Below are 22,374 nucleotides of genomic sequence, written 5' to 3'. Positions count from 1 at the left end.
TTCCTGTCCTCCAAAGAATTTTTTCCACTTTCCTGCTAATTCAAGCTCCTGAAATCCACCGGCACCAGCTTACTTACTCCTGGCTCCTGCATGGTTACCCCATAAATAACATCCACTGCTGCCATTGTTTGCTTGTTATGCGTAACAATAATGAACTGTGAGTTATCAGAGAACTTGCGGATCATGTTGGTGAACTTGCCTACGTTGGCATCATCCAGCGGGGCGTCCACCTCATCCAGGATACAGAATGGTGCGGGTTTGATCAGGTAAATGGCAAACAGCAGCGCGGTAGCCGTCAGGGTTTTTTCACCACCGGAAAGCTGGGTAATGGCGGCCGGGCGTTTACCTTTCGGTTTGGCAATGATCTCAATACCGGTTTCGGCCAGGTTCTCCGGCTCATTCAGGATCAGATCGCACTGGTCTTCTTCGGTGAACAGGGCCTTGAATACGCGGATGAAGTTTTCCTTCACGGTATTAAAAGTATCCAGGAACTTCTGGTTGGCGGTTGATTCTACTTCCTGGATCGTAGCCATCAGGGATTCCTTGGCAGCCACCAGGTCGTTCTTTTGTTCCAGGATGAACTCATAGCGCTTTTTCATTTCCTGGAAAGCCTCAATGGCCGTGGGATTTATCTCACCCATATTTTCCAGGCGCTTTTTCAAACGTTCTGCGCTGCCCTGCAGCTCTTCTACAGGCAGGGTGCTGCTGCGTGCATCATCCAGGATCTCGTCCAGGTTCACTTTAAACTCCACGCTCAGCCTTTCCTTCATGGAGGCCAGCTGCAGCTTCAGCTCATTCACTTTATCCTTAATGGTGTTCAGCATCTGCTCCAGCTGCTCTTTGGCACGCTGGCGGGCACGCAGGGCGCTTTCCTTTTCCTGCAGCTGGTTACGGAAGTTGTAGTACTCCTGGTCTTTTTCGTTCAGGGCCTTTTCTTCTTCTTCCTTCTTGCGGAACAGCTCTACCAGTCCGTCATCTGCAACACTCAGCTTATCTTCTGCTGCGGCAATGTTAGCCACAGCATCTTCAAGCTGTGATTTATTATTGGTGATCTGCACATGCAGGTCGCTCAATTGTTTGCGTTTAAAGTCCAGCTCCTGCTTCAGCCCCTGTACCTTGCTCTGCTGGCGGGTGTGCTGCAGGTTCTGGTTGTTGAACTGTACATTCGCCTGGTTGTACTGTTGCTCTGCTTCCTGGGAAGCCCGGTCGGCAGCTACAATACTGTCGTGCAGGGCATGTACCCTTTCGTTCAGACCTTCCAGTTCGTCCTTCACACCGGCAATGCTTTGCTGGTTGGTTTCCAGCGACTGCTGCATTTCTGCCAGGCGTTTGTCGCCGGATTCTATCAGGTGATGGAAGTTCTCAATACGGTTCTGCAGGCCAAACAGCTGGTTATTCAGCTGGTTGATCTTTTCACGGGCCGCATTAATATTATTTTCATTCAGCTGGCTGTTATAGCCTAATACTTCATTGTGTTTGTCCTGCAGCTGCTGGCGCAGATTGCTCACCACTATTTCCAGCGCTTTGATCTCCGCATCCAGCTTTTCCAGGTTTTTGGCGCGGCCCAGCTTCTTACCTTCAAACAAACCTACAGAACCACCGCTGAAGCTATATTTGCCGCGGTACATACGGCCGCTCTTTTCCACGATCAGCACATCCTGATCCGGCATCTGGCCAAAATCCAGCGCAGCCACATCATCCGCCACAAATACTTTACCCAGCAGGTAATTACCTAAGCCTTTATAACGTTCGTCTATTTCCACTACTTCCAGCGCCGGTATGGTGCCGGGAGGGGTGAACAGCTGTCCGCCCTGGTGGTGGAACTGGTCCAGTATAAAGAAGTTGGCCTTTCCTTTTTTGTTGAGGTCCAGCAGGCGTATGGCCTGTATGGCTTCCTCCGCGTTATTCACTACGTAGTAGTTCAGGTAAGGCTCCAGCAGGTTTTCTATACAGGTGCGGTAATCTTCCTTACAGAAAAATATATCACTCAGAATGGGCGCCTTATTATTCCAGTCGCTGTTCTTTTTCAGGAACTTAATACTTTCCGGGTAACCTTCCAGGCTGTCTACCAGGGATTTTAACAGGTCGTATTCGTTCTTCTTGGAGTCCAGGGTACGGTTCTCATCCGTCAGCTTATCACGCAGGCCTTCAATATCAGACTGGGTGGCCAGGATCTTGCCTTTGGTCTCTTCCTGGAAACGGATCATATCTTCCAGGTTGGCTTTGCCATCTTCCAGGGTTTCCTGCAGGCCGCTCTTTTCTTCTTCCAGCTGTTGTATCTGCGCCTGCCGGTTCGTTTTTTCTTCCTGCAGCTGCTGTATGCTGCGCTGCAGGTTCTGTACGGAGGTATCGGCTACAGCTACTTTCTTTTCTGCTTCAAACTGCTGGCGTTGCCATTGCTGCTGGTCGCGGCGCAGGGTTTCCAGGCTTTGTTTTTTCTGGTTGAAAAGCTCTTTCTTTTCATCTACCATTTCGTGCAGGGTTTCCAGTTCATCCTGCATGGTGTCAAATACTTCCTGCTCTTCTTCCGCCTGCTTTTCCGTACGTTCAATGGATTCTGATAATCCCTGCAGCTGCCCTTCGGCATTGTTCAGGAAATCGCTCAGGTTCTTTTCACGTTCCCGCAGGTAGGTCAGTTGCTGGGTGGCCAGGTTCTTATCATTTTCCCGGGTACGTACGGTGGCCAGTACTTCATTAAATGATTTCTGCAATACCTGCAGCTCCCGCTCTTTGGCTACAAAGTGCAGCTTATCTTCTTCAACGGCCGCTTCTTCGGTAGCAATTTCTGCTTCCAGCGCCATTTTACGGTCTGTTTCTGTTTGCTGTTGTTCGGAAAGGTCTTTAAAGGTGATGTTGAACCCTTCCAGGGCGGCTTTGGCCAGCTCTATGCTGATCTCCCGGTACTCTTTCTTTACCTCGTAATAACGTTCTGCTTTTTTAGCCTGGCTTTCCAGCGTTTTTAGGTTGTTGTTGATCTCAAACAACAGGTCTTCAATACGGTTCAGGTCACCCTCCGTAGCATCCAGCTTTGTTTTGGCTTCTTTTTTACGGGTTTTGTAGATGGAGATGCCCGCTGCCTGTTCCAGCATGCGGCGGCGGCTGTTTTCCTTGTCCTTGATAATATCATCCACCATGCCCAGCTCAATAATGGCGTAAGAATCGGTGCTTACGCCGGTATCCATGAACAGGTTGTGGATGTCTTTCAAACGGCAGGCTACATCATTGAGCCTGTACTCACTATCGCCGTTCTTATAAAATTTACGTGTAATGGTAACCGTGGTAAATTCGGTGGGCAGCACATTTCGTGTATTCTCAAAGGTGAGGCTCACTTCGGCCATACCACTGGCGGAGCGGCTTTTGGAACCGTTAAATACCAGGCCGGCCTGGTTCTCTGAACGCAGGTTACTGATCTTGTGTTCCCCTATCACCCACCGGATGGAGTCAATGATATTACTTTTGCCGCAGCCGTTCGGTCCTATTACACCTGTGATCCCCTCGTCAAAATTTAAAACGGTTTTGTCGGCAAAACTTTTGAAGCCTTTGATTTCTAATGTTTTTAAACGCACAGTTGCTCCGGGTTTATTTTTTTAAAGCTGTCAAAGATAACTACGATTCACATATTGCCTACACGTAATTTGTGCAAATGAATTAGTAATTTAACAGCGTAAGCCGGATTAAACCGTTTTTTTTATACACAGTTGTGTATAAATCCTTTGAAAATCAATCAAAATACACTGGTTTACAATTTATTATAATGGAATGCTCGACTTTTACTTAAACCCTTGACCAACGGCCTGGCTGAGTAACTGGTTAACAATTGAACGATTATTTTTAATTTGCCGGTGCTTATACTGTAGAAAGATTGTAGACCCGATGAAAAACCTGAGAAAGACCCTTGCATAACCGAAATCTAAACGGAACATGTACGCCAACATGCAACACCCATTATGAAAAATGGTACCCTAACCCTGCTGACCGCAATACTGTCATGCCCTTTGCTTGTCCATGCCCAAAAACCCGCATCCCTGCACATTACCGGCCAGGTGGCGGATAGCGCTTCCCGCAAACCCATTGGTTACGCCACCGTTACCTTATTAAAAGCTGCCAGCCTGCAGCCGGTACTGAATACCCTTACGGATGAACAGGGGCGTTTTACCATTTCCCGCCTCAGCGCCGGCCGTTACCAGCTGGGTATCAGCAGCACCGGGTATGCCGCCCGCATCCTGGAAGCTTTTACACTGGATTCCCTGCACCCGTATTATGCCTCGCCGCCCCTGTACCTGCCTGCCGCCCCACAGCAGCTAAAGGCCGTAACAGTAGCGGGGCAAAAACCCTTGCTGGAAGTAAAGGACGACCGGCTGGTATATAACGTGGAAAATGACCTGAACAAAGACCAGCTAACCGCTGCTGAAATGCTGCGCCGCGTACCTATAGTAACAGTAGACCCGGAAGGCAACGTACAGCTTAAAGGCAGCAGCAGCTTTAAAATACTGCTGAACGGTAAAAGCACCGCTATGCTGGCCAAAAATCCTAAAGAGGCCTTGCGCGCTTTTCCGGCCAGTGTGATCAAAAGTATAGAGGTGATTTCCCAGCCCTCTGCAAAATATGATGCAGAAGGCGCAGCCGGTATCATTAATATTATTACCAGGCATACTATTAATGGCTACAATGGTAACCTGTATGCCAATGATAACAGCCGTGGGTTTGCAGGCGCAGGCGGCTCCCTGAATGCCCGCATAGGCCAGGTAGGCGTGGCAGCCTACGCAGGCGCCAGCTACTTCCGCAACAAAGGCCGCTCAGAAGGCTTGCGGGAAAACTACCTGTATGGCAACCAAAGCACGCTGATACAGAACGGCAACAGCATCTTTGACGGCACCTATTACTTTGGTAACCTGGAGCTGAGCTATGACCTGGACAGCACCAGCAGCCTGAGTGTGTATGGCAATGTGAACATCAGCTACAACAGCAACAATGCCCCGCAGCAGGTGAAGCTCTATGACGAAAGGCAAAAGCTGGAACAAACCGGCAGCTACACCAGCTATACAAACTATAAAAGCCAGAGCTATGACCTGGGGCTGGATTATCAGAAAAGGTTCCGGCAGCCGGACCAAACCCTGAGCCTGTCCTTAAACCGGAATAACGGCAATAATGACCAGCAATCTGATAACCAACAGCTGAATGTGCCGGGCGGTTATACAGGTTTCAGCAATACCAATGATGAGCGTAATACTGAAACCACCCTTCAGCTGGACTATTCCCAGCCACTACCCCATGGTCAAAAACTGGAAACCGGGGCCAAAGCTATTTTACGCACTATTGAAAGCAGCTACCAGCAGCAGGGTGAAATGAGCATTACCCGTGATCCTGCGAACCCTGACCGGAATAATACTTTTAACTACCGGCAAAATGTGCTGGCAGCGTATACCACCTATGCCTTCAAAATAAAGAACCGGGTGAATGTGCTGCTAGGCGCCCGCCTGGAACACACGCATATTAATGCACATTTTATTGCTAATGACACTTCCTTACGTACTGATTATCTGAATTTTATACCAACAGCCAATATTACCCTTCCTTTACCCTACATGCAGGCTGTAAGCCTTTCTTACAGCCGCCGCCTGCAACGCCCCTGGGTATGGAACCTGAACCCCTATGTAAATGATAATGACCCGAATAACATTACTTATGGTAACCCCGGCCTGCAACCGGAGCTGAACCACTCCTTTGGATTGAACTATAATATCCTCTTTAAGGGCATACGCCTGCTGGCCGGTATGGATTACACCTTTACCCATAAAGCCATGGAAAGTTACGTAGCCATAGATACCGCAAGCGGCATTACTGCTACCACTTATGCCAACATAGGCCGGCGCAGCGCTACAGGTTTTAACCTGAATGTAAGCGTTCAGCCCCTGCCACGCCTGAGCCTGAGCGGCAATATACGCATCCAGTATACCAGCCTGCAAAGCCGTAATGGTACAGGCCTGCATAATACGGGGTGGAGCGCTAACAGCTTTGTTAACCTTGACTATGACCTGGGTAAAGGATTTAAAACAGAGGCCTCCTTTTACCTGAACAGCAGCCAGCCCGTTTTGCAGGGCCGTACCCCTGGTTATATTACCAATAGCTTTACCCTGCGTAAAAGCCTGTTTCACCAGCGGGCCGCCGTAAACCTTACGCTGGACCAACCCTTCCAGAAAGAAATAGCCTGGAGGAACGTGATCCATGATCCATCCTTTTACCGTTCCAACACCTTTTACTACCCCGTACGCGCCATCCGTATTGGTTTTGGCTGGAAGTTCGGCCAGCTGAAGGAGTCGGTGACACGTAAAAAAGGTGTGAAGAATGATGATGTGAAACAACAGGAAAGCGGCAGCAAGCCCTAGGCTTGCTGTAATTACGAATCATCAATTACAAATTACGACTCCGCAAGATGGGGTACAGCCTGCCCCGCCCAGCGGGGATGCCAGATTATAAGAGAATGCTGAATGCTTAACGCCGAACGCTAAACGCTTAATGCAGCGTATAGTGGAAATATATCCGGGCTTTGTGGTTATATTTTATATCAATCCTTTAATGTTCAATATATTGTGAACTTCATCAGGCGCTGGCTTTGAGCATTCGGCGATAAGCGTTAAGCATCCAGCATTAAGCCTTCAGCGTTCCGCATTAACTCCTACCTTTGCATATCGAATTAAAATAGGGGGACAGCAAATCGCGGTACTCAATTCGTAATTATTCATAATCATAATTATTTTCAATGGCATTCATGCCCCGCTTTGGCGGGGTCGTAATTGACAATCCGTAATTACCCATGCGTTGGCTTACAGAAATTAAGAGTTTTATATTAAGCTACCATTTCAGCAATGGGCTTCGTACAACCATCAGCGTAGTAGTGCCTTCGCTGGTATGCCTGAGTATGGGCCAGCTGATAATGGGTATTGCCATTTCTACGGGTGCATTATGCGCCGCCCTGTCAGACCAGCCGGGCACCTTTATCCATAAACGGAACGGCGCATTCATCAGCATTGCCTTAATTTTCCTGACAGCCCTGGGCACGGGGCTGGCATCGCCCTACCCTTATATTATGGCCCCCTGGATCATTGTCTGCTGTTTTTTCTTCAGCATGCTGCTGGTCTATGGCAACCGGGGCGGCAATATAGGCATAGCCTGTTTGCTGGTAATGATCATTATGCTGGGCGATCCACAGGAAAACCTCACGGAAACCCTGCACTACAGCGGGCTGGTGCTGCTGGGCGGCCTGTGGCACGGGCTGCTGGCGCTGGTGCTTTGGCAAATACGCCCTTACCTGAATGTACAGCAAACGTTAGGGGAATGCATACTGGAAACAGCCCGCTACCTGGAGCTGCGCGCCGGTTTTTATGTAAAGGATGCGGATATTGATGAAACCTATAAATCCGTACTGGAACAACAGGTGCTGGTTAATGAGAAACAGGAAGCAGTGCGTGAGCTGCTGCTCAAAAGGCGCTCCGCCCAGCAGGGTACCAGCAGCATCAGCAAAAGCATGGTGCTCATTTTCCTGGACCTGGTAGACCTGCAGGAGCAGATCATGGCTTCGCAGATCGATTATAAAGCGCTGCAACAGAACTTCGGGGAACAAAATATCCTGGAAAAATTCCATCACCTTATCCTGGAATATGCACAGGAGCTGAAAGATATAGGCCTTGCCGTTATGGCCGGGCAGCGTTCCATGCCCCACGCCAACCTGCGGCACGATATTGAAAAGGTACAGCAGGCCGTTGGGGAGATCCGTAAAACCCTGCCCACCCTGCGGGAGCGCACCCGCCTTATTACCCTCACCAACATTCTGGGCAACCTGCAGGATATGGCAGAGCGCATGTATAACCTGCACCGCCTTACCCGCCTAGAACGACTGAAAGATACTACCATTGACCCGCGGTTAGAGCTATCCCGCTTTACCACCAGCAACCGGTACGATTTTGAGACCTTCCGTGATAACCTTACTTTTCAATCGCACATTTTCCGGCATGCCGTACGCGTAAGCCTGGCTACTGTAACAGGCTATATACTGGGGCTGCTGTTACACCTGGACCGCGTGTACTGGATCCTGCTCACCATAGTGGTGATCCTGAAGCCAGGTTTCGGATTAACGAAGTCACGTAGCTACCAGCGTATAATCGGCACCGTTATAGGCGCTTTGTTTGCCATAACCGTATTATTGCTTACCAGCAATCCCACCACCATTTTTATTATTATGCTGGTGTGCATACTGGGCGCTTATACGTTTATGACGTACCAGTACACCATCAGCGTGATCTTTACCACACCCTTTGTTATTTTCCTGCTGCATTTCCTGCACCCGGCCGACTTGCGGTATGCCACCCAGCGGGTGCTGGATACCTTTATTGGCGGCAGCCTGGCTTTTGTGGCCAACCTTATCCTGTGGCCCAGCTGGGAGCATAAGTACCTGCCCAGCTACATGGAGAAAATGATAACGGCCAACAAACAATATTTTGAGCAGGTTATAAAGCTTTACACCAACCTGCAAATGTCCGTTACGGAATACAAGCTGGCCCGTAAAGACACCTATGTACATACCGCCAACCTCATGGCGGCCTTTCAGCGTATGTTAAGCGAACCTAAGAGCCAGCAGAAAAATACTTCCAAACTGTACCACTTTGTGGTATTGAACCACACCCTTACCTCCCGTATTGCTGCGCTGGCAGCCTATGGCCTGGGCCAAAGCGTGCGTTTTCCGCGACCGGAGTACCAGCTGATAGCCCATTACCTGCTGCAGTACATGGACCAGATCATACAGCTTACTCAGCAACCCGGCGCAGCCCTGCCGGAACTACCCGGCAATATTGAAGCTTTTGAAACACTGGATATTCATGTGGAAAGTCTTATCCAGCAACGGCAAACAGAGATCAACCAGGGAAAGGGGGAAACGCCGGTACGGGATGAGATGCTGGAAACCAAGCAGGTGCGCGACCAGCTGCACGGTATCCTGGTAGTGCTGAAAGATATGAAGAAAGCTATGAGCTAAGCGTTGTCATCCGCAACCCGCAGGCATTGTATTTGTACGCATACAGGTATTCAACAACCTAAAAAGAACTGATCATGCCTGACAATAATGCCACAAGCTTCCAGGATCTTAAAATTATTGATCCGTTGAGGGATGACCATGTAGAGTACCTTTCAGAAGAGCTGAAGGTTACCAAGGAAGAGATCCTGAAAACAATAAACGAGGTAGGAGAAAAAAGGGAGGATATTGAGAATGCCATCCGGTCAAGGCAATAGCTCCTTATTATCCTGCTCATAAATGATCTGCAGCTGGTCGGATAAAGGCTGCATATTAGCCAGTATCCTGTCAAACAGTGCGCTGCCTTCATGAATATACCAGGGCATAAAGTTCTCTTTGCGCTCCTGCAGGGAGTTAGCGGGAAATAATTTATCGCGCAGCTGCCTGATCTGGTCTGTTTGCCAGGCAAACTTTTTCTTCTCTGCCCGCAGGAATTTATGTTCCAGGCGTCCAATGCTTTTAATAGCTTTTTGCCTTTCAGCGCCCACGCTGGATACCAGTGTTACATCTATACTGCGCGCTTTAGCTTCCAGCTCATCAAACAGCTGTTCCAGCGCATCATATTCCTTTTTCAATACCAGCGAGGCATTGGTACGCTGCAGCACAAAATTATTTACCAGCTCATTTACATTGCCAAACAGGTCTTTAATACATAAGCCCAGGTTCTGCAGCCATTTTCGTGACACCGCATCTACCAGTAAAAAGGAATTGCGCATCACCAGCATAGGGTACGGCACACGGTAATGGGCAAATAAAGCCTGCAGCTCAAGCCAGTAAGCAATTTCACCGCCACCGCCAATAAAGGCAATATTGGGTAAAATGGTTTCCTGCAACATCCCGCGCAGGATCACATTAGGGCTAAAACGCTCCGGGTGGTTGTACAGCTCTTCTTCCAGCTGCGTAGCAGTGAATGCAATATTGGAGTGTAAAACCTTCCACTGCTCCCCTTCTTTTACAATCCGTTCCCGGCTGTTATCCGTAAGGTAGAACAGGTTTATTTCCCGGGGATTGGCCTGTACTTTATAATGTTGTGATATTTTCTCAATGGTATCGCTTACCAGCTTATAGGAGGTTTGGTGTAACAGCTCCTCTTTCATAACCGGTATGTACTGTTTTTTAAACAGCGGGGTATCGGGTATCAGCACTACCAGTCCAAAGCGGCCAAATAAGGCATTTACCAGGTACAGGGTAGCCTTCTGAATGTCATCATGCTGCCCGTAGGCATTTCGTAACAGCTGCACCAGCTCTTCTGCATGTTTACCATAGCCCAGCAGGGACTCTATCTGCACAATCAGCTCCTCCAGCCCTTCGGGACGCATACGCCCTACGGCGCCGGCCTGCGTGGTAGGCCAGGTAAGCGTTTTACCGTTCAGGTAAATGCTGCCCAGTTCATCCAGGTCATTATCCTCACTCCCCATGTAATACACCGGCACAAAATTGTACTGGGGGCGTTGCTGTTTAAAATCAGCCGCCAGCTTTACGGTTTGTAAGATCTTATAAACAAAATAAAGGTAACCGGTAAAAATATTGGGTTGGTGGGCCGTACAAATGCTAAAGGTGCCTGGCTGCTCCAGCAGGCGAATGTTTTCTTTTACTGCGTCATGCACCTCTAAACCGGCATATTGCGCCTGCAGGGCCATCACCAGCACATCCCTTTGCAGGGGCTGCGCTTTTTTAGCGTGTATCAGCGCATCCAGGTCGGCATGCAGTGGCGGGTGCGTATAAAAAGATCGGATATGCGGATGTTCTGCCAAAAAATCGAGTACCAGTTGGCTGAAATAGCCGGTTTCACTGTAGGGTACACTGTTGCATACTGATTGATCCATGCTCCTTACTTCCTTTGAAGGCACGAAGGTATAATAAATTACGAATTAGGAATTACGAATTACGATGAACGGTGAGAGGCGGGGACAAAATGATGAATAATTGCGCTTATATTGAGAGTTGGTACGAAACGTGCTAAACCTAATTCATATTTTCTTAGTCAATTTCTTACTCGTAGTCCTCATTCGTAATTCGTAATTGAATAATTCGTAATTGAAATCTGTAATTCATGAAAATTGCAATACTCTCTCCCGTGGCCTGGCGTACACCTCCCCAACATTACGGCCCCTGGGAACAAATGGCTTCTAACCTGGCAGAAGGGTTAGTAGCTAAAGGTCAGGAAGTTACTTTGTTTGCCACCGCCAATTCCGTTACCGGCGGTACCCTGGCTGCTATTTGCCCGCAGGGCTATGAAGAGGATAAAACGCTGGACGCCAAAGTACAGGAGTGTATGCATATCAGTTACTTAATGGAGCAGGCCGGGGAATTTGACATTATCCATAACCACTTTGATTTTTTGCCCCTTACCTGGTCGCGGTTAATACCTACGCCTATGGTTACCACTATCCATGGCTTTTCCTCTCCCAGGATCATTCCCGTATATGCCCGGTTTAACGATGTAAACCATTATGTATCCATCAGCTATGCCAACCGCAGCCCGGAGCTGCAATACGCCGCCAATATATATAATGGTATACGCACCGCGGAATTTTCACTGGAAACCCAACCGGAGGACTATCTGCTGTATTTTGGGCGCATTCATCCTGATAAAGGCACGTTTGACGCGATACAGATTGCCCTGGCTACCAACCACCGCCTGGTAATTGCCGGTATTATACAGGATGAAGGATATTACCGGGAAAAGGTGCAGCCATTCATTGACGGGAAAGAAGTGGTATTTGTAGGCGCAGTGGGCGGGGAAGAACGCAACCGGGTATTAGGCCGCGCCAAAGCCCTGCTGCACCCTATTTATTTTGAAGAGCCTTTTGGCCTCAGCGTAGCAGAAGCCATGTTATGCGGCACGCCTGTAATTGCCTACCAGCGCGGTTCTATGCCGGAGCTTATCCAGCATGGCAAAACAGGTTTCCTGGTAAATAATATGCAGCAGGCTATTAACAGCATAAAATCGCTGCATACTATTGACCGTACCTATTGCCATACCTACGCCAAAGCGCAGTTCAGCCAGGAAAAAATGGTGGAAGCTTATCTTGCCTTATATGAACAGATCCTTAATGGTAAAACACCCGCTTCAACCCCACAGTAGCGCCACCAGGCGCGCCCTTCATCCCACAATCCCATCTCCACATCCAAAACCCACCGGCATATCCGCACATTTATCCATCCTGTTTAATCCTGTTCAGCAAATGCTCCAGGTTTACCGTGGCAAAACCGGTGGCATAATCAGAAAGGCCGTAAGGGATGATCAGCTCCTGGTTATGGATCATAGATCCGCAGGAGTATAATACATTGGGCACATAGCCTTCTCTTTCTTCCTTGGTTGGCACCAGCAGCGGTTCTTTCAGGCGGCCTATTTCTTCTTTAGGATCATTGAGGTCCAGCAGGCTGGCGCCTATACAATAGGTACGCATAGGCCCTACCCCATGGGTGATCAGCAGCCACCCTTCTGAGGTTTCAATGGGCGATCCGCAGTTGCCGATCTGTACAAACTCCCAGGGATACTTCGGTGTTTGCAGGATCTCCGGATTTTCCCAGATGTTGATCTTATCGGAGTACATGATATAGTTATTAATACCGTCAATACGGGATAACATCACATACTTACCATTGATCCTGCGGGGAAACAGCGCCAGGTTCTTGTTCTGCGCACCCTCGCCATACAGCGGCAATATTTTAAAGTTGTAAAAATCTTTGGTTTGCAGCAGCTTGGGCTGAATGGTGATACCATCATACGCTGTGTAAGTGGCGTAATAGATAATATCGCCATTGTTATCGGCAAACTTTACAAAGCGGGCATCTTCAATGCCACGCGTTTCAGACTCTGAATAAGGAAATATGATACGGTCAGAGATATCTGTATCCAGTGAAAAGTTCACTTCGTAGTAAGAATCTGCCAGCCATAACAGCCTTTCCAATGCCTTTTTGATCAGGTGATCTACCTGGTAACGCTGCTGCATATCACGGATCACGCGTTTCAGCGACAGGTATTCAAATGTATCTGACAGGCTGCTCTGCACTTCCCGCATCACGGAGTCCGGCAGGCGAATGGATACCGCATTCTGGAAAAAGCCCTGTTTCTGGTAAAGGGAGTTACGGATGATATCTGCCTCCTCTACATAGTTACCCGGTGGGGTCAGAAAGATCTCGTTGTCCCGGTTAATAACCCCATGGCGGAACGCAATGGAGGAAATATGGCCCTCACCTACTGCGCGGAAGCTGATGATCACGCGTTTTTCTCCTTCTTCCAGCCCGCTCTGGTCCAGGTCTTCGATCAGGGAAGGATTAAAGAACGCAGCCGATTCAATGGAATATTCATTGGTAAAATAAGAGCCGATCAGCAGTCGCTTTTTGTAATCCACCTCATCATAGTTGATGCCCTGGGAGGTGAACAGGTGTTTTACCCGGTCGCAATGCTTTTCAAAGATCCGGGTTACGTTACGGTGGCGGCGGGAGAACTCGCGGAGCAAAGGTGTGAGCGTGGCGGCAACTTCTACGTCTGTCATACCGCCTACCTGGCTTATAATGGCTTTGGCCCGGGCATCGCCGTTAAAGAAAAAGCGTGCTACTACTCTCTTTAGATCAGGATAGATTTTCGTGTTTTGTCGTTCTATGGTCAGTCGCATACTTCGCTTTTATTGCTGCAATTTTTTATAATGAAGGTGTAAAGGTACTAATACAAAAATGTGCAAATAAATATGCGCGTAATTATATTATCAATTCCGCGCAAATTCATTTGCACAACACATAAGCAAAGATGGCCCTATCGGCCGCCTAGATCACAAATCCATCCTCCAATACCATACCCTTTTTTATTACCACGATCCCATCCTTCACGGTATATTTTTCAAACTCGCCATCCGGCAGGCGGTCTCCCACATTGATCTTCACCCCGTTGCCAATGCTGCAGTTCTTATCTATAATAGCGTTATTGATATGACAATCATCTCCAATGCCCATGGGTGGATGGCCTTTTGCCCTGGCTCTCTCCAGCTCTTCCAGCGTTTGGTAGTAATCGCTCCCCATTATGTAACAGTTTGTGATCACAGATCCACGCCCTATACGGTTACGGATTCCTACTACACAACGTTCCAGCGTACTGTCCAATATAATACAACCGTCTGAAATAACGGTTTTATTCAGCCTGGCAGATATCTTGGCCGGCGGCAGCATACGTGCCCTGGAATATATAGTATGTGATTCATCAAACAGGTTAAACTTGGGGATGTCATCCGTTAACCCGATGTTGGCTTCCCAGAAAGAGCAAATGTTACCAATGTCTGTCCAGTACCCGGTGTATTGATAGCTTATTACTTTATAGTCCGCATTAATGGCATACGGGATCAGCTCTTTACCAAAGTCGGTGGAGGTTTCCTGCCCGTTCAGCAGATCGTACAGCACCTGCCGGCTGAACAGGTAAATACCCATACTAGCCAGGTAAATGCGGCCTTCTGCCTGCATTTCCTCGCTCACAGGCGATGACCAGGGGCCTAACACATCCTGCTTGGGCTTTTCTGTAAAGGAAGTGATCAATCCCTTGGGGTCTGTTTTTAAGATCCCAAAGTCGGAGGCATCCTTGGCGCTTACCGGTATGGTGGCAATGGTGATCTCCGAGCCGGATTCTACGTGAAACTGCAGCATGTCCCGGAAATCCATCTGGTACAGCTGGTCACCGGAGAGGATGAGCACATATTCAAATTCAAAATTATCAATATGGTGCAGGCACTGCCTTACCGCATCTGCCGTACCCTGATACCAGGTGGGGTTATCAGGGGTTTGCTCTGCGGCCAGTATATCCACAAAAGCCTTGCTGAAATGGCTGAAGTGATAGGTATTTTTAATATGCTTGTTTAAAGAAGCAGAGTTATACTGCGTCAGCACAAAAATACGGTTCATATCAGCATTCAGGCAGTTGGAAATAGGTATATCCACCAGCCGGTACTTACCGGCCAGGGGTACTGCCGGCTTTGAACGGCGGCGTGTAAGGGGATACAGCCTTGTTCCGGCTCCTCCGCCCAATATCAGGGAAATGATTGCGTTAGACATATATTATGTTCAATTTTTCATTGTAAGCAAGTGGCTGGCGGTCAACGGTTCAAAGGTAATGCTTAATGCTGAACGCTTATACTTCGATAGCTAAACTGATCAATAAAGGCTTATGCATTGAACATATAATCGCTTCAATCAGCGTTAAGCCTTCTGCATTAGGCGTTAAGCTTTCTGCGTTAGGCTTAAATAAACATCCAGATATTCCTGTGCTGCGCTGTCCCATGAATGATCCAGCTGCATGCTGTATTGTCGTATATGCTGCAGGGTTATAACCTCCTGATCTTCGTACAAGGATACTGCCCGGCCTATTGCCCTGCATACATCCCATACTGCTGCATGTATAAAACGTATGCCAAAACCGTTTTTATCGCCAATATCCGTAACCGTATCCTTTAATCCGCCTACACTTCTTACAATGGGTACTGTGCCATAACGCAGGGCATAGAGCTGGTTAAGCCCGCAGGGCTCTACACGGGAGGGCATCAGCAGAAAATCGCTGCCGGCATAAATACGGTGTGATAAAGATTCGCTATAACCGATATATACATTAAGGTGATCTTCTACATATTGCCGGGTTTGCTGTAGAGACCATTCCACATGGGGGTCCCCGCTTCCCAGTACCAGGAAATTCACCCGGCCCGTCAGCTCATACAGGGAACGGCCAATAATATCCGGTAACAGGTCGGCGCCCTTTTCCCCCACCAGCCTTCCAATAAAGGAGATCAGCGGCAAAGAAGGGTCTAATCCAAACTCACGGCACAGGGCCTGCTTATTTTCCTCTTTACCGGTTACCAGCGTAGAGGCGTCATAGTTAGCCGTTAACATAGGGTCTGTTGCAGGGTCCCATACCTTGGTATCAATACCGTTCAAAATACCTATACACTTGCCGCGCTCATAGTTAAAAAGGCTTTCCAGGCCCGCGGCGGAGTTAAACATCTCTTCCAGGTAATTGGGCGATACGGTGGTTACCCGCCAGGCGCATTTAATAGCTGCTGCCAGGGGGTTAATGGCGCCGGCCCAATCCAGCAGGCCGCCTTTCCAGGAATCAAAGGAAGGCAGCAGGTATTGCCGGTCCCAGCCAAACTGGCCCTGGTACTGTGCATTATGAATTGTTATAACTGAAGGCACATTTTTAAGCCGGGCATACTTATACCCATTGCTCATCAGAAAGGGAATTAACCCGGTATGGTGGTCATGGCAATGTATCACATCGGGGCTATGCCGCCACTCGTTGATCCAGTCCAGCGTAGCTATCTGAAAAGCTAAAAAACGTTCTGTATCGTTGTAATACCCGTACACACCGGTTGTATCCAGCAGGCCGGGAACGTCTACCAGGTAAAGGTCAAAACCTAAAGTGTTGTGCTTTTCTTTCCAGACATTAAAGTGGTACCAGTAAGGCCCCAGGAACATGCCGGCCTGGTGTACGATCTCTAATTCGTGGGTTTCAAAAAAACGGGTTCTATATGCGGGCATCACTACTTTTGCATAACAGCCCGCCTCAAACTGATATTTGGGCAGGGCGCCCACCACATCCCCCAATCCTCCAACCTTGGCTACCGGGTAACATTCCGCGCTAACGTGTATAACTTCCATGCTATTTATTTATTGATACATACTTTTAAGTTACCTTAGAAAAACTATAAAAACAAAGAACTCTCAAAATTAATTTATGGACTTTGGACGTGTAGACGAGGCCCTGCTGAACGACCTGGATTTCAAGTTGGCCGCAGAGCCTGTTTTTAACAAAAAAGTACTGAAAGGCCAGCCGGCAAAGAAGCCGCAAATATATGTAGGCTGCGCCAAATGGGGCCGTAAAGAATGGATCGGTAAGATCTATCCCAAAGGCACCAAGGAGGCTAACTTCCTGGATGAATATGTGCACCACTACAACAGCATTGAGCTAAATGCTACCCATTACAAGATCTATGAACCGGATGCCATCCGCAAATGGGATGCAAAGGCCAGTGGGCATAAATTCAAGTTCTGCCCTAAAGTGCCGCAGGCTATTAGCCATTACAGCCAGCTAACCAATGCCGGCCCGCAAACCACCGCTTTCCTGGAAGGGGTGCTGGCGTTTGAAGAACACCTGGGGCCTATTTTTTTGCAGGTAAGCGATAAGTTCTCCCCCAACCGGAAAGACCAGCTTTTTCAATACCTGGACTCGCTTCCCAAGGACCTGCAATGGTTCGTGGAAGTGCGGCACCCGCAATGGTTCAGTGATGAAGGCATTTGGATGGAGCTGCTGCAAACCCTGCAGAAGCTAAAGGTAGGCCTGCTGATCACCGATACCTCCGGCCGGCGCGACTGTGCGCATATGCACCTGACCGTACCCAGCGCATTTATCCGTTTTGTGGGCAACAGCCTGCACCCCACGGATTACACCCGTATTGATGACTGGGTGAACCGTATCCGCTACTGGCTGGAGCATGGACTGAAGGAGCTGTACTTTTTTATGCATATGCACGATGAAGCCTACTCCCCGGAACTAAGCGTGTACCTGGCGGATAAGATGAAGGAGGTATGCGGGATTGAGATTATAAGGCCGAAGTTTGTGAATGATAATAAACTGTTTTAAATACGAATTGTCAATTACGAATTACGATCCCGTCGAAGCGGGACATGAATGCCATTGAAAGTAATTATGATATGAATAATTACGAATTGGGTGGGAAATATTAGAGTGCCGGTTTTTACATGGTAAGTAAAGAAGCGTTAGATATTTTTTATTTCCATTTGCATTTTTTTGAAAAAATTCTATCATGTTGTGTACCTCATTCGTAATTCGTAATTGATAATTCGTAATTATTCATAATTTCGCGGCGGAATAATGGTCTGATATGCGAGATAAGCTCCGGCAACTGGCCCTGGAACTGGAGGGCGCCCTTTATGATGATGATACGATGCGTACCTTATATGCCACGGATGCTTCGGCATACCGTGAGCTGCCCCTGGCAGTAGCCATTCCGGCGCATGAAAAAGATATAAAACGCCTGATCACCTTTGCCCGTGAAAACAAAACCTCCCTGATACCCCGTACAGCCGGTACTTCGCTGGCAGGCCAGGTGGTAGGCAACGGTATTATAGTAGATGTATCCAAGAATTTTACCCGCATACTGGAAATAAACCCGGAGGAAAAATGGGTGCGCGTGCAGCCCGGCGTGGTGCGCGATGAGCTGAACATGTTCCTGAAACCTTACGGCTTTTATTTCGGACCCGAAACCTCTACTGCCAACCGCGCCATGATAGGCGGTATGGTGGGCAATAACTCCTGCGGCTCCAACTCCGTAGTATATGGCAGCACCCGCGAGCATTTGCTGGAAGTAAAGGCTTTGCTGAGCGATGGTTCTGAAGCAGTGTTCAACACCATTTCCCCGGATGAATTTCATGCCCGCTGTGAACGCGGCGATGGTTCCCTGGAAACCAAAGTTTACCAGCAGATCCGCTCCATCTTAGGCAACCACTCTAACCAGGAGGAGATCCGCCGGCAGTTCCCCAAGAAAAGCATTACCCGCCGTAATACCGGCTATGCGGTAGACCTGCTGCTGGAAACAGCACCTTTTACCGCCGGCACAGAAGATTTTAACTTTTGTAAGCTCATTGCCGGTTCAGAAGGCACGCTGGCCTTTTTAACAGAAATAAAGCTCAACATCTCTCCCCTGCCGCCTAAAGAAACCGGGCTGCTGTGCGTACATTTTAATACCATCGACGAATCACTGCGGGCTAATATTATTGCCATGCAATACAAGCCCAGCGCCAGTGAGCTGATAGACCATTATATACTGGAGTGTACCAAGGATAATATTGAACAAAGCAAGAACCGCTTTTTTGTACAGGGCGATCCCGGCGCCATCCTGGTAGTAGAGTTCCTCCGCAACACCCGCGAGGAAATAACGGAAATAGCTACACGCTTACAGCAGGAGCTGCAGGCGGCCGGTTTAGGTTACCACTTTCCGCTGCTGTTCGGGGAGGATACCAAAAAGATCTGGACCCTGCGCAAAGCCGGCCTGGGCCTGCTCAGCAACCTGCCGGGCGATGAAAAGGCCGTGCCGGTGATAGAGGATACCGCCATTGCCATTGAGGACCTGCCGGAATATATTCGCCAATTCAATGAGATCTTAAAAAAATACAACCTCTACGCCGTGCATTATGCACATGCCGGCAGCGGGGAAATACATTTACGCCCTATCATTAACCTGAAAACGGAAGAAGGCAACTTACTGTTCCGTAAAATAGCAGAGGAAATTGCTACGCTGGTAAAGCAGTTCCAGGGCTCCCTGAGCGGGGAGCATGGGGATGGCCGCCTGCGCGGGGAATTCATCCGCCAGATGATAGGCGATAAAAACTATGAGCTGTTACGCCAGCTGAAATACACCTGGGACCCGGAGAACATTTTTAATCCGCACAAGATCGTAGACACACCTTCTATGAACAGTATGCTGCGGTATGAGCCGGGCCAGCAGGTACCAGCGCTGCAAACCATTTTCCACTTCCCGGAACAAACCGTGCTGCAGCATGCGGAGCAGTGCAATGGATCAGGCGACTGCCGTAAAACGCAGCTGAGCGGCGGCACCATGTGCCCCAGCTACATGGCTACCCGTAATGAAAAGGATACTACCCGTGCAAGGGCCAACATCCTGCGTGAGTTCCTGACGCATTCCAACAAGGAGAACCGCTTTGACCATAAGGAGATCTATGATGTGCTGGACCTGTGCCTGGCCTGCAAGGGCTGTAAATCGGAATGCCCCAGCAACGTGGATATGGCCAAACTGAAGATGGAATTTTTGCAGCATTATCACGATGCCAATGGCGTGCCTTTCCGCGCTAAAATGATCGGCAATTATACCAGCCTGAATGGCCTGGCAGCCATCACACCCGGCATTTATAACTGGCTGGTGAAAAATAAAGCTACCAGCAGCCTTATTAAAAAGGTATCCGGTTTTGCATTAGACCGCTCCTTACCAGGCCTGCATACCACTACTTTAAAAAGCTGGTTCAAACGGCAATGGCCTAAGGAAAGAACAGCCCTCCCTGCCAATGCGCCGGCCGTGTACCTGTTCTGCGACGAATTTACCAACTACAACGATACCGGCATTGGCATTAAAACCGTGCAGCTGCTGCATAAATTAGGGTACGAGGTGCGCATGACCGATCATCCCCAAAGCGCCCGTGCTTTAATGTCAAAAGGTTTGCTGCGTAAAGCGCGTACAATTGCGGAACAGCAGGTACGTATATTCAAAGACGTTATTACGGAAGATACGCCCCTGCTGGGCATAGAGCCCTCTGCCATCCTGAGCTTCCGGGATGAGTATCCTGACCTGGTACAGGAACCCTACCGTGAAGCAGCTAAACAGCTGGCAAAGAATGTGTTCCTGGTAGATGAGTTCCTGTCACTGGCCGCAGAGCGTGGCGCATTCCACCCCGAGCAGTTCACGCAGGAAAAAAGGCATATTAAGCTGCATGGGCATTGCCAGCAGAAAGCCTTATCTACTCCCCTGCACAGTAAAAAAATACTCTCTCTGCCTGCTAATTACAGCGTGGAAATTATTCCTTCCGGCTGCTGCGGCATGGCGGGTTCTTTCGGGTATGAGAAAGAACACTATGACCTGTCTATGCAAATAGGTGAGCTGGTATTGTTCCCGGCGGTACGCAATGCGACGGATGATACGCTCATAGCCGCTCCCGGCACCAGCTGCCGGCACCAGGTAAAAGATGGTACGGGCAAAATAGCGCTGCACCCGGTGGAAATATTGCATGCGGCCCTGGTATAAGCCAGCTGTTACTACTGCAATAGTTTCCGCAGTTTGGTGCGAAAGCCGTTGAACAGCGAAATATCTAAAATATTTAAACGCCTGCAAATTGCGCTCAGGGGTGCAAGCCTTCATAATTTTCATTAAATTGTTATATGATCAGGCTCTATGTCCTCCCTATTGCATTCCTGTTTTTGCTTAGCGGCTGCTTTTTCAAATCAGATAAAACCGGCTCCGCAGATGGTATTATCTGTGAGTACCTGTATACGGATAGTGCCGGCCAGGTGCTGATAACACACGAAAAAGTATTTCATGCCACTTCCAAAAGCTCCGGCCGCGGCTACATGCGCATAAGCGGTTTTACCAATACCCGTCTTTCTGCCTATGATGTAAAGGATGGCCATCTCCTGGCCCGCACCATTTTTGGCGGAGAATCAGAGGATGCCTGCCTGCTGCTGGCCCTTACGGGCAACCAGCTGTGGTGCGTGAGAAAAAATGAAAATGGGCAGGTAACCCTGCAAACCTATGACCCGCGTACACTGAAAGTAAAAGCCAGCGCCGATCAATTGCTGCTGCAGGCCTCTTTCCTGAAAGAGCACCTGGCTAACCCGGAATGGTACCAGCTGCCGCAGTTCTATGGTTATGATGCCGGCCGCGGTATTATACTCAGTGACGATCAGGGTTTTCATTATGCGCTGAACCCCGTTACCCTGAAAGTGGAAAAGATCACGGATGTAAGCTACCAGCTGCCCCCGCTCAATGACCCCGATATTACCGGATCGCACACCGCCTATAATGATTCTGTTATACTGCGCCTGGATGGCAGCCCGCGGAATTACCTGGTAATAGAAAATGGTAGCCGGCGCCTGGAAAATGATCCCGGTTTTCTGAAAGGCAGCTTCCTGGTAGATAAGAACCTGAGCCGTTTGCAGCAAATGCAGTCGGGGCAAATGCAGGAGGTAAGATCGCTCATCAGCCAGCAAAAAAGCATGGTAGATTCCCTGCAAATGCTGGCCGACAGCCTGCGGCGTAATAAAACGGGCGCGAATATACGCAGTATGGAAACTGCCATACACGATATGCAGGATCGTATAGACAACCTGGTTAGAAAAGCTGCTACCTCCGGCAGCTTGCACGGCGGTACCAACCGGCTGCTGCTTGCCGGATCTGATAACTTTTTTGTGCTGCAGGCATCCTCTACCAATAAAGATGCAGGCCTGCTGCTTTCTTCCCTGCAATGGGCGCCGGGACAACCCTTACGGCTACACTGGCAAAGCAACCTCACCGGGCTATTTTTTGATGCATCCAATGCCAGAGAAACCAATGCTTTTAAAGAAGTATTTTCCAGCGGCAATCCGGAGTTCACCTTCCGCTGGGCCAATATTAGCCAGCAACAGCTGCTGCTTACCTGGATGCTGCACACTACCTGCATTGATGTAAGAACAGGGAAAGTGGTTTGGCAGATAAAACATTAATCCCTACCTTACCTCACATTTTCCCTCAAACCCTTTGGCA

General features: G+C 48.9%; 12 protein-coding genes. 7 read left to right on the top strand and 5 right to left on the bottom strand.

All coding sequences use genetic code 11. The features are described 5' to 3' along the window. Positions 1-35 precede the first annotated feature (35 nt). Entirely contained in the window at positions 36-3,566 is a 3,531-nt protein-coding gene (gene smc / locus BMZ54_RS09265; RefSeq protein WP_089909614.1) for a chromosome segregation protein SMC, read from the bottom strand. Positions 3,567-3,947: 381 nt separating this feature from the next. Between smc and BMZ54_RS09260 the strand changes: the two genes are divergently transcribed. From BMZ54_RS09260 to BMZ54_RS09250, 3 genes are all read left to right on the top strand, one after another. After that, complete coding sequence (locus tag BMZ54_RS09260; protein WP_089909611.1) at positions 3,948-6,386, top strand: TonB-dependent receptor domain-containing protein; 2,439 nt, start codon at positions 3,948-3,950, stop codon at positions 6,384-6,386. 428 nt (positions 6,387-6,814) lie between these two features. Beyond that, positions 6,815-9,028: an FUSC family protein gene (locus BMZ54_RS09255; protein ID WP_089909608.1), complete on the top strand. Its 2,214-nt coding sequence runs from the start codon at positions 6,815-6,817 to the stop codon at positions 9,026-9,028. 74 nt (positions 9,029-9,102) lie between these two features. Continuing rightward, complete coding sequence (locus tag BMZ54_RS09250; RefSeq protein WP_089909605.1) at positions 9,103-9,282, top strand: DUF3606 domain-containing protein; 180 nt, start codon at positions 9,103-9,105, stop codon at positions 9,280-9,282. Here BMZ54_RS09250 and bshC read toward each other — a convergent pair. Beyond that, entirely contained in the window at positions 9,271-10,890 is a 1,620-nt protein-coding gene (gene bshC / locus BMZ54_RS09245) for a bacillithiol biosynthesis cysteine-adding enzyme BshC (protein ID WP_089909602.1), read from the bottom strand. The genes BMZ54_RS09250 and bshC overlap by 12 nt on opposite strands. Before the next feature lie 227 nt (positions 10,891-11,117). Between bshC and BMZ54_RS09240 the strand changes: the two genes are divergently transcribed. Continuing rightward, the gene (locus BMZ54_RS09240) at positions 11,118-12,152 is read left to right on the top strand and encodes a glycosyltransferase family 4 protein (RefSeq protein ID WP_089909599.1); all 1,035 of its coding nucleotides are present in this window, start codon (positions 11,118-11,120) and stop codon (positions 12,150-12,152) included. A gap of 70 nt (positions 12,153-12,222) precedes the next feature. On the opposite strand, the gene BMZ54_RS09235 is transcribed toward BMZ54_RS09240, so the two are convergent. The 3 genes from BMZ54_RS09235 to BMZ54_RS09225 form a co-directional block, all read right to left on the bottom strand. Then, positions 12,223-13,689 (bottom strand): glycoside hydrolase family 130 protein, encoded by a 1,467-nt coding sequence (locus BMZ54_RS09235; RefSeq protein ID WP_089909596.1) that lies wholly within the window; start codon positions 13,687-13,689, stop codon positions 12,223-12,225. Positions 13,690-13,837: 148 nt separating this feature from the next. After that, positions 13,838-15,109, bottom strand: coding sequence for a glucose-1-phosphate adenylyltransferase (locus BMZ54_RS09230; protein WP_089909593.1), 1,272 nt, complete (start codon positions 15,107-15,109; stop codon positions 13,838-13,840). Between the two features lie 165 nt (positions 15,110-15,274). Continuing rightward, the gene (locus BMZ54_RS09225) at positions 15,275-16,705 is read right to left on the bottom strand and encodes a glycogen synthase (protein WP_089909590.1); all 1,431 of its coding nucleotides are present in this window, start codon (positions 16,703-16,705) and stop codon (positions 15,275-15,277) included. 76 nt (positions 16,706-16,781) lie between these two features. Between BMZ54_RS09225 and BMZ54_RS09220 the strand changes: the two genes are divergently transcribed. From BMZ54_RS09220 to BMZ54_RS09210, 3 genes are all read left to right on the top strand, one after another. After that, the gene (locus tag BMZ54_RS09220; protein WP_089909586.1) at positions 16,782-17,687 is read left to right on the top strand and encodes a DUF72 domain-containing protein; all 906 of its coding nucleotides are present in this window, start codon (positions 16,782-16,784) and stop codon (positions 17,685-17,687) included. A 262-nt stretch (positions 17,688-17,949) separates the two neighbouring features. After that, a complete protein-coding gene (locus BMZ54_RS09215) occupies positions 17,950-20,880 on the top strand; it encodes an FAD-binding and (Fe-S)-binding domain-containing protein (RefSeq protein WP_089909583.1) in 2,931 nt (976 codons plus the stop codon). 134 nt (positions 20,881-21,014) lie between these two features. Continuing rightward, on the top strand, positions 21,015-22,334 hold the full coding sequence (locus BMZ54_RS09210) for a PA2928 family protein (protein ID WP_089909580.1): 1,320 nt from the start codon (positions 21,015-21,017) through the stop codon (positions 22,332-22,334). Positions 22,335-22,374 lie beyond the last annotated feature (40 nt).

Origin of the sequence: Chitinophaga rupis, assembly GCF_900109685.1 — a bacterium.
In the GTDB taxonomy this organism is placed as follows: Bacteria; Bacteroidota; Bacteroidia; order Chitinophagales; family Chitinophagaceae; genus Chitinophaga; species Chitinophaga rupis.
This window is presented reverse-complemented; position numbering and strand designations above follow the sequence as displayed.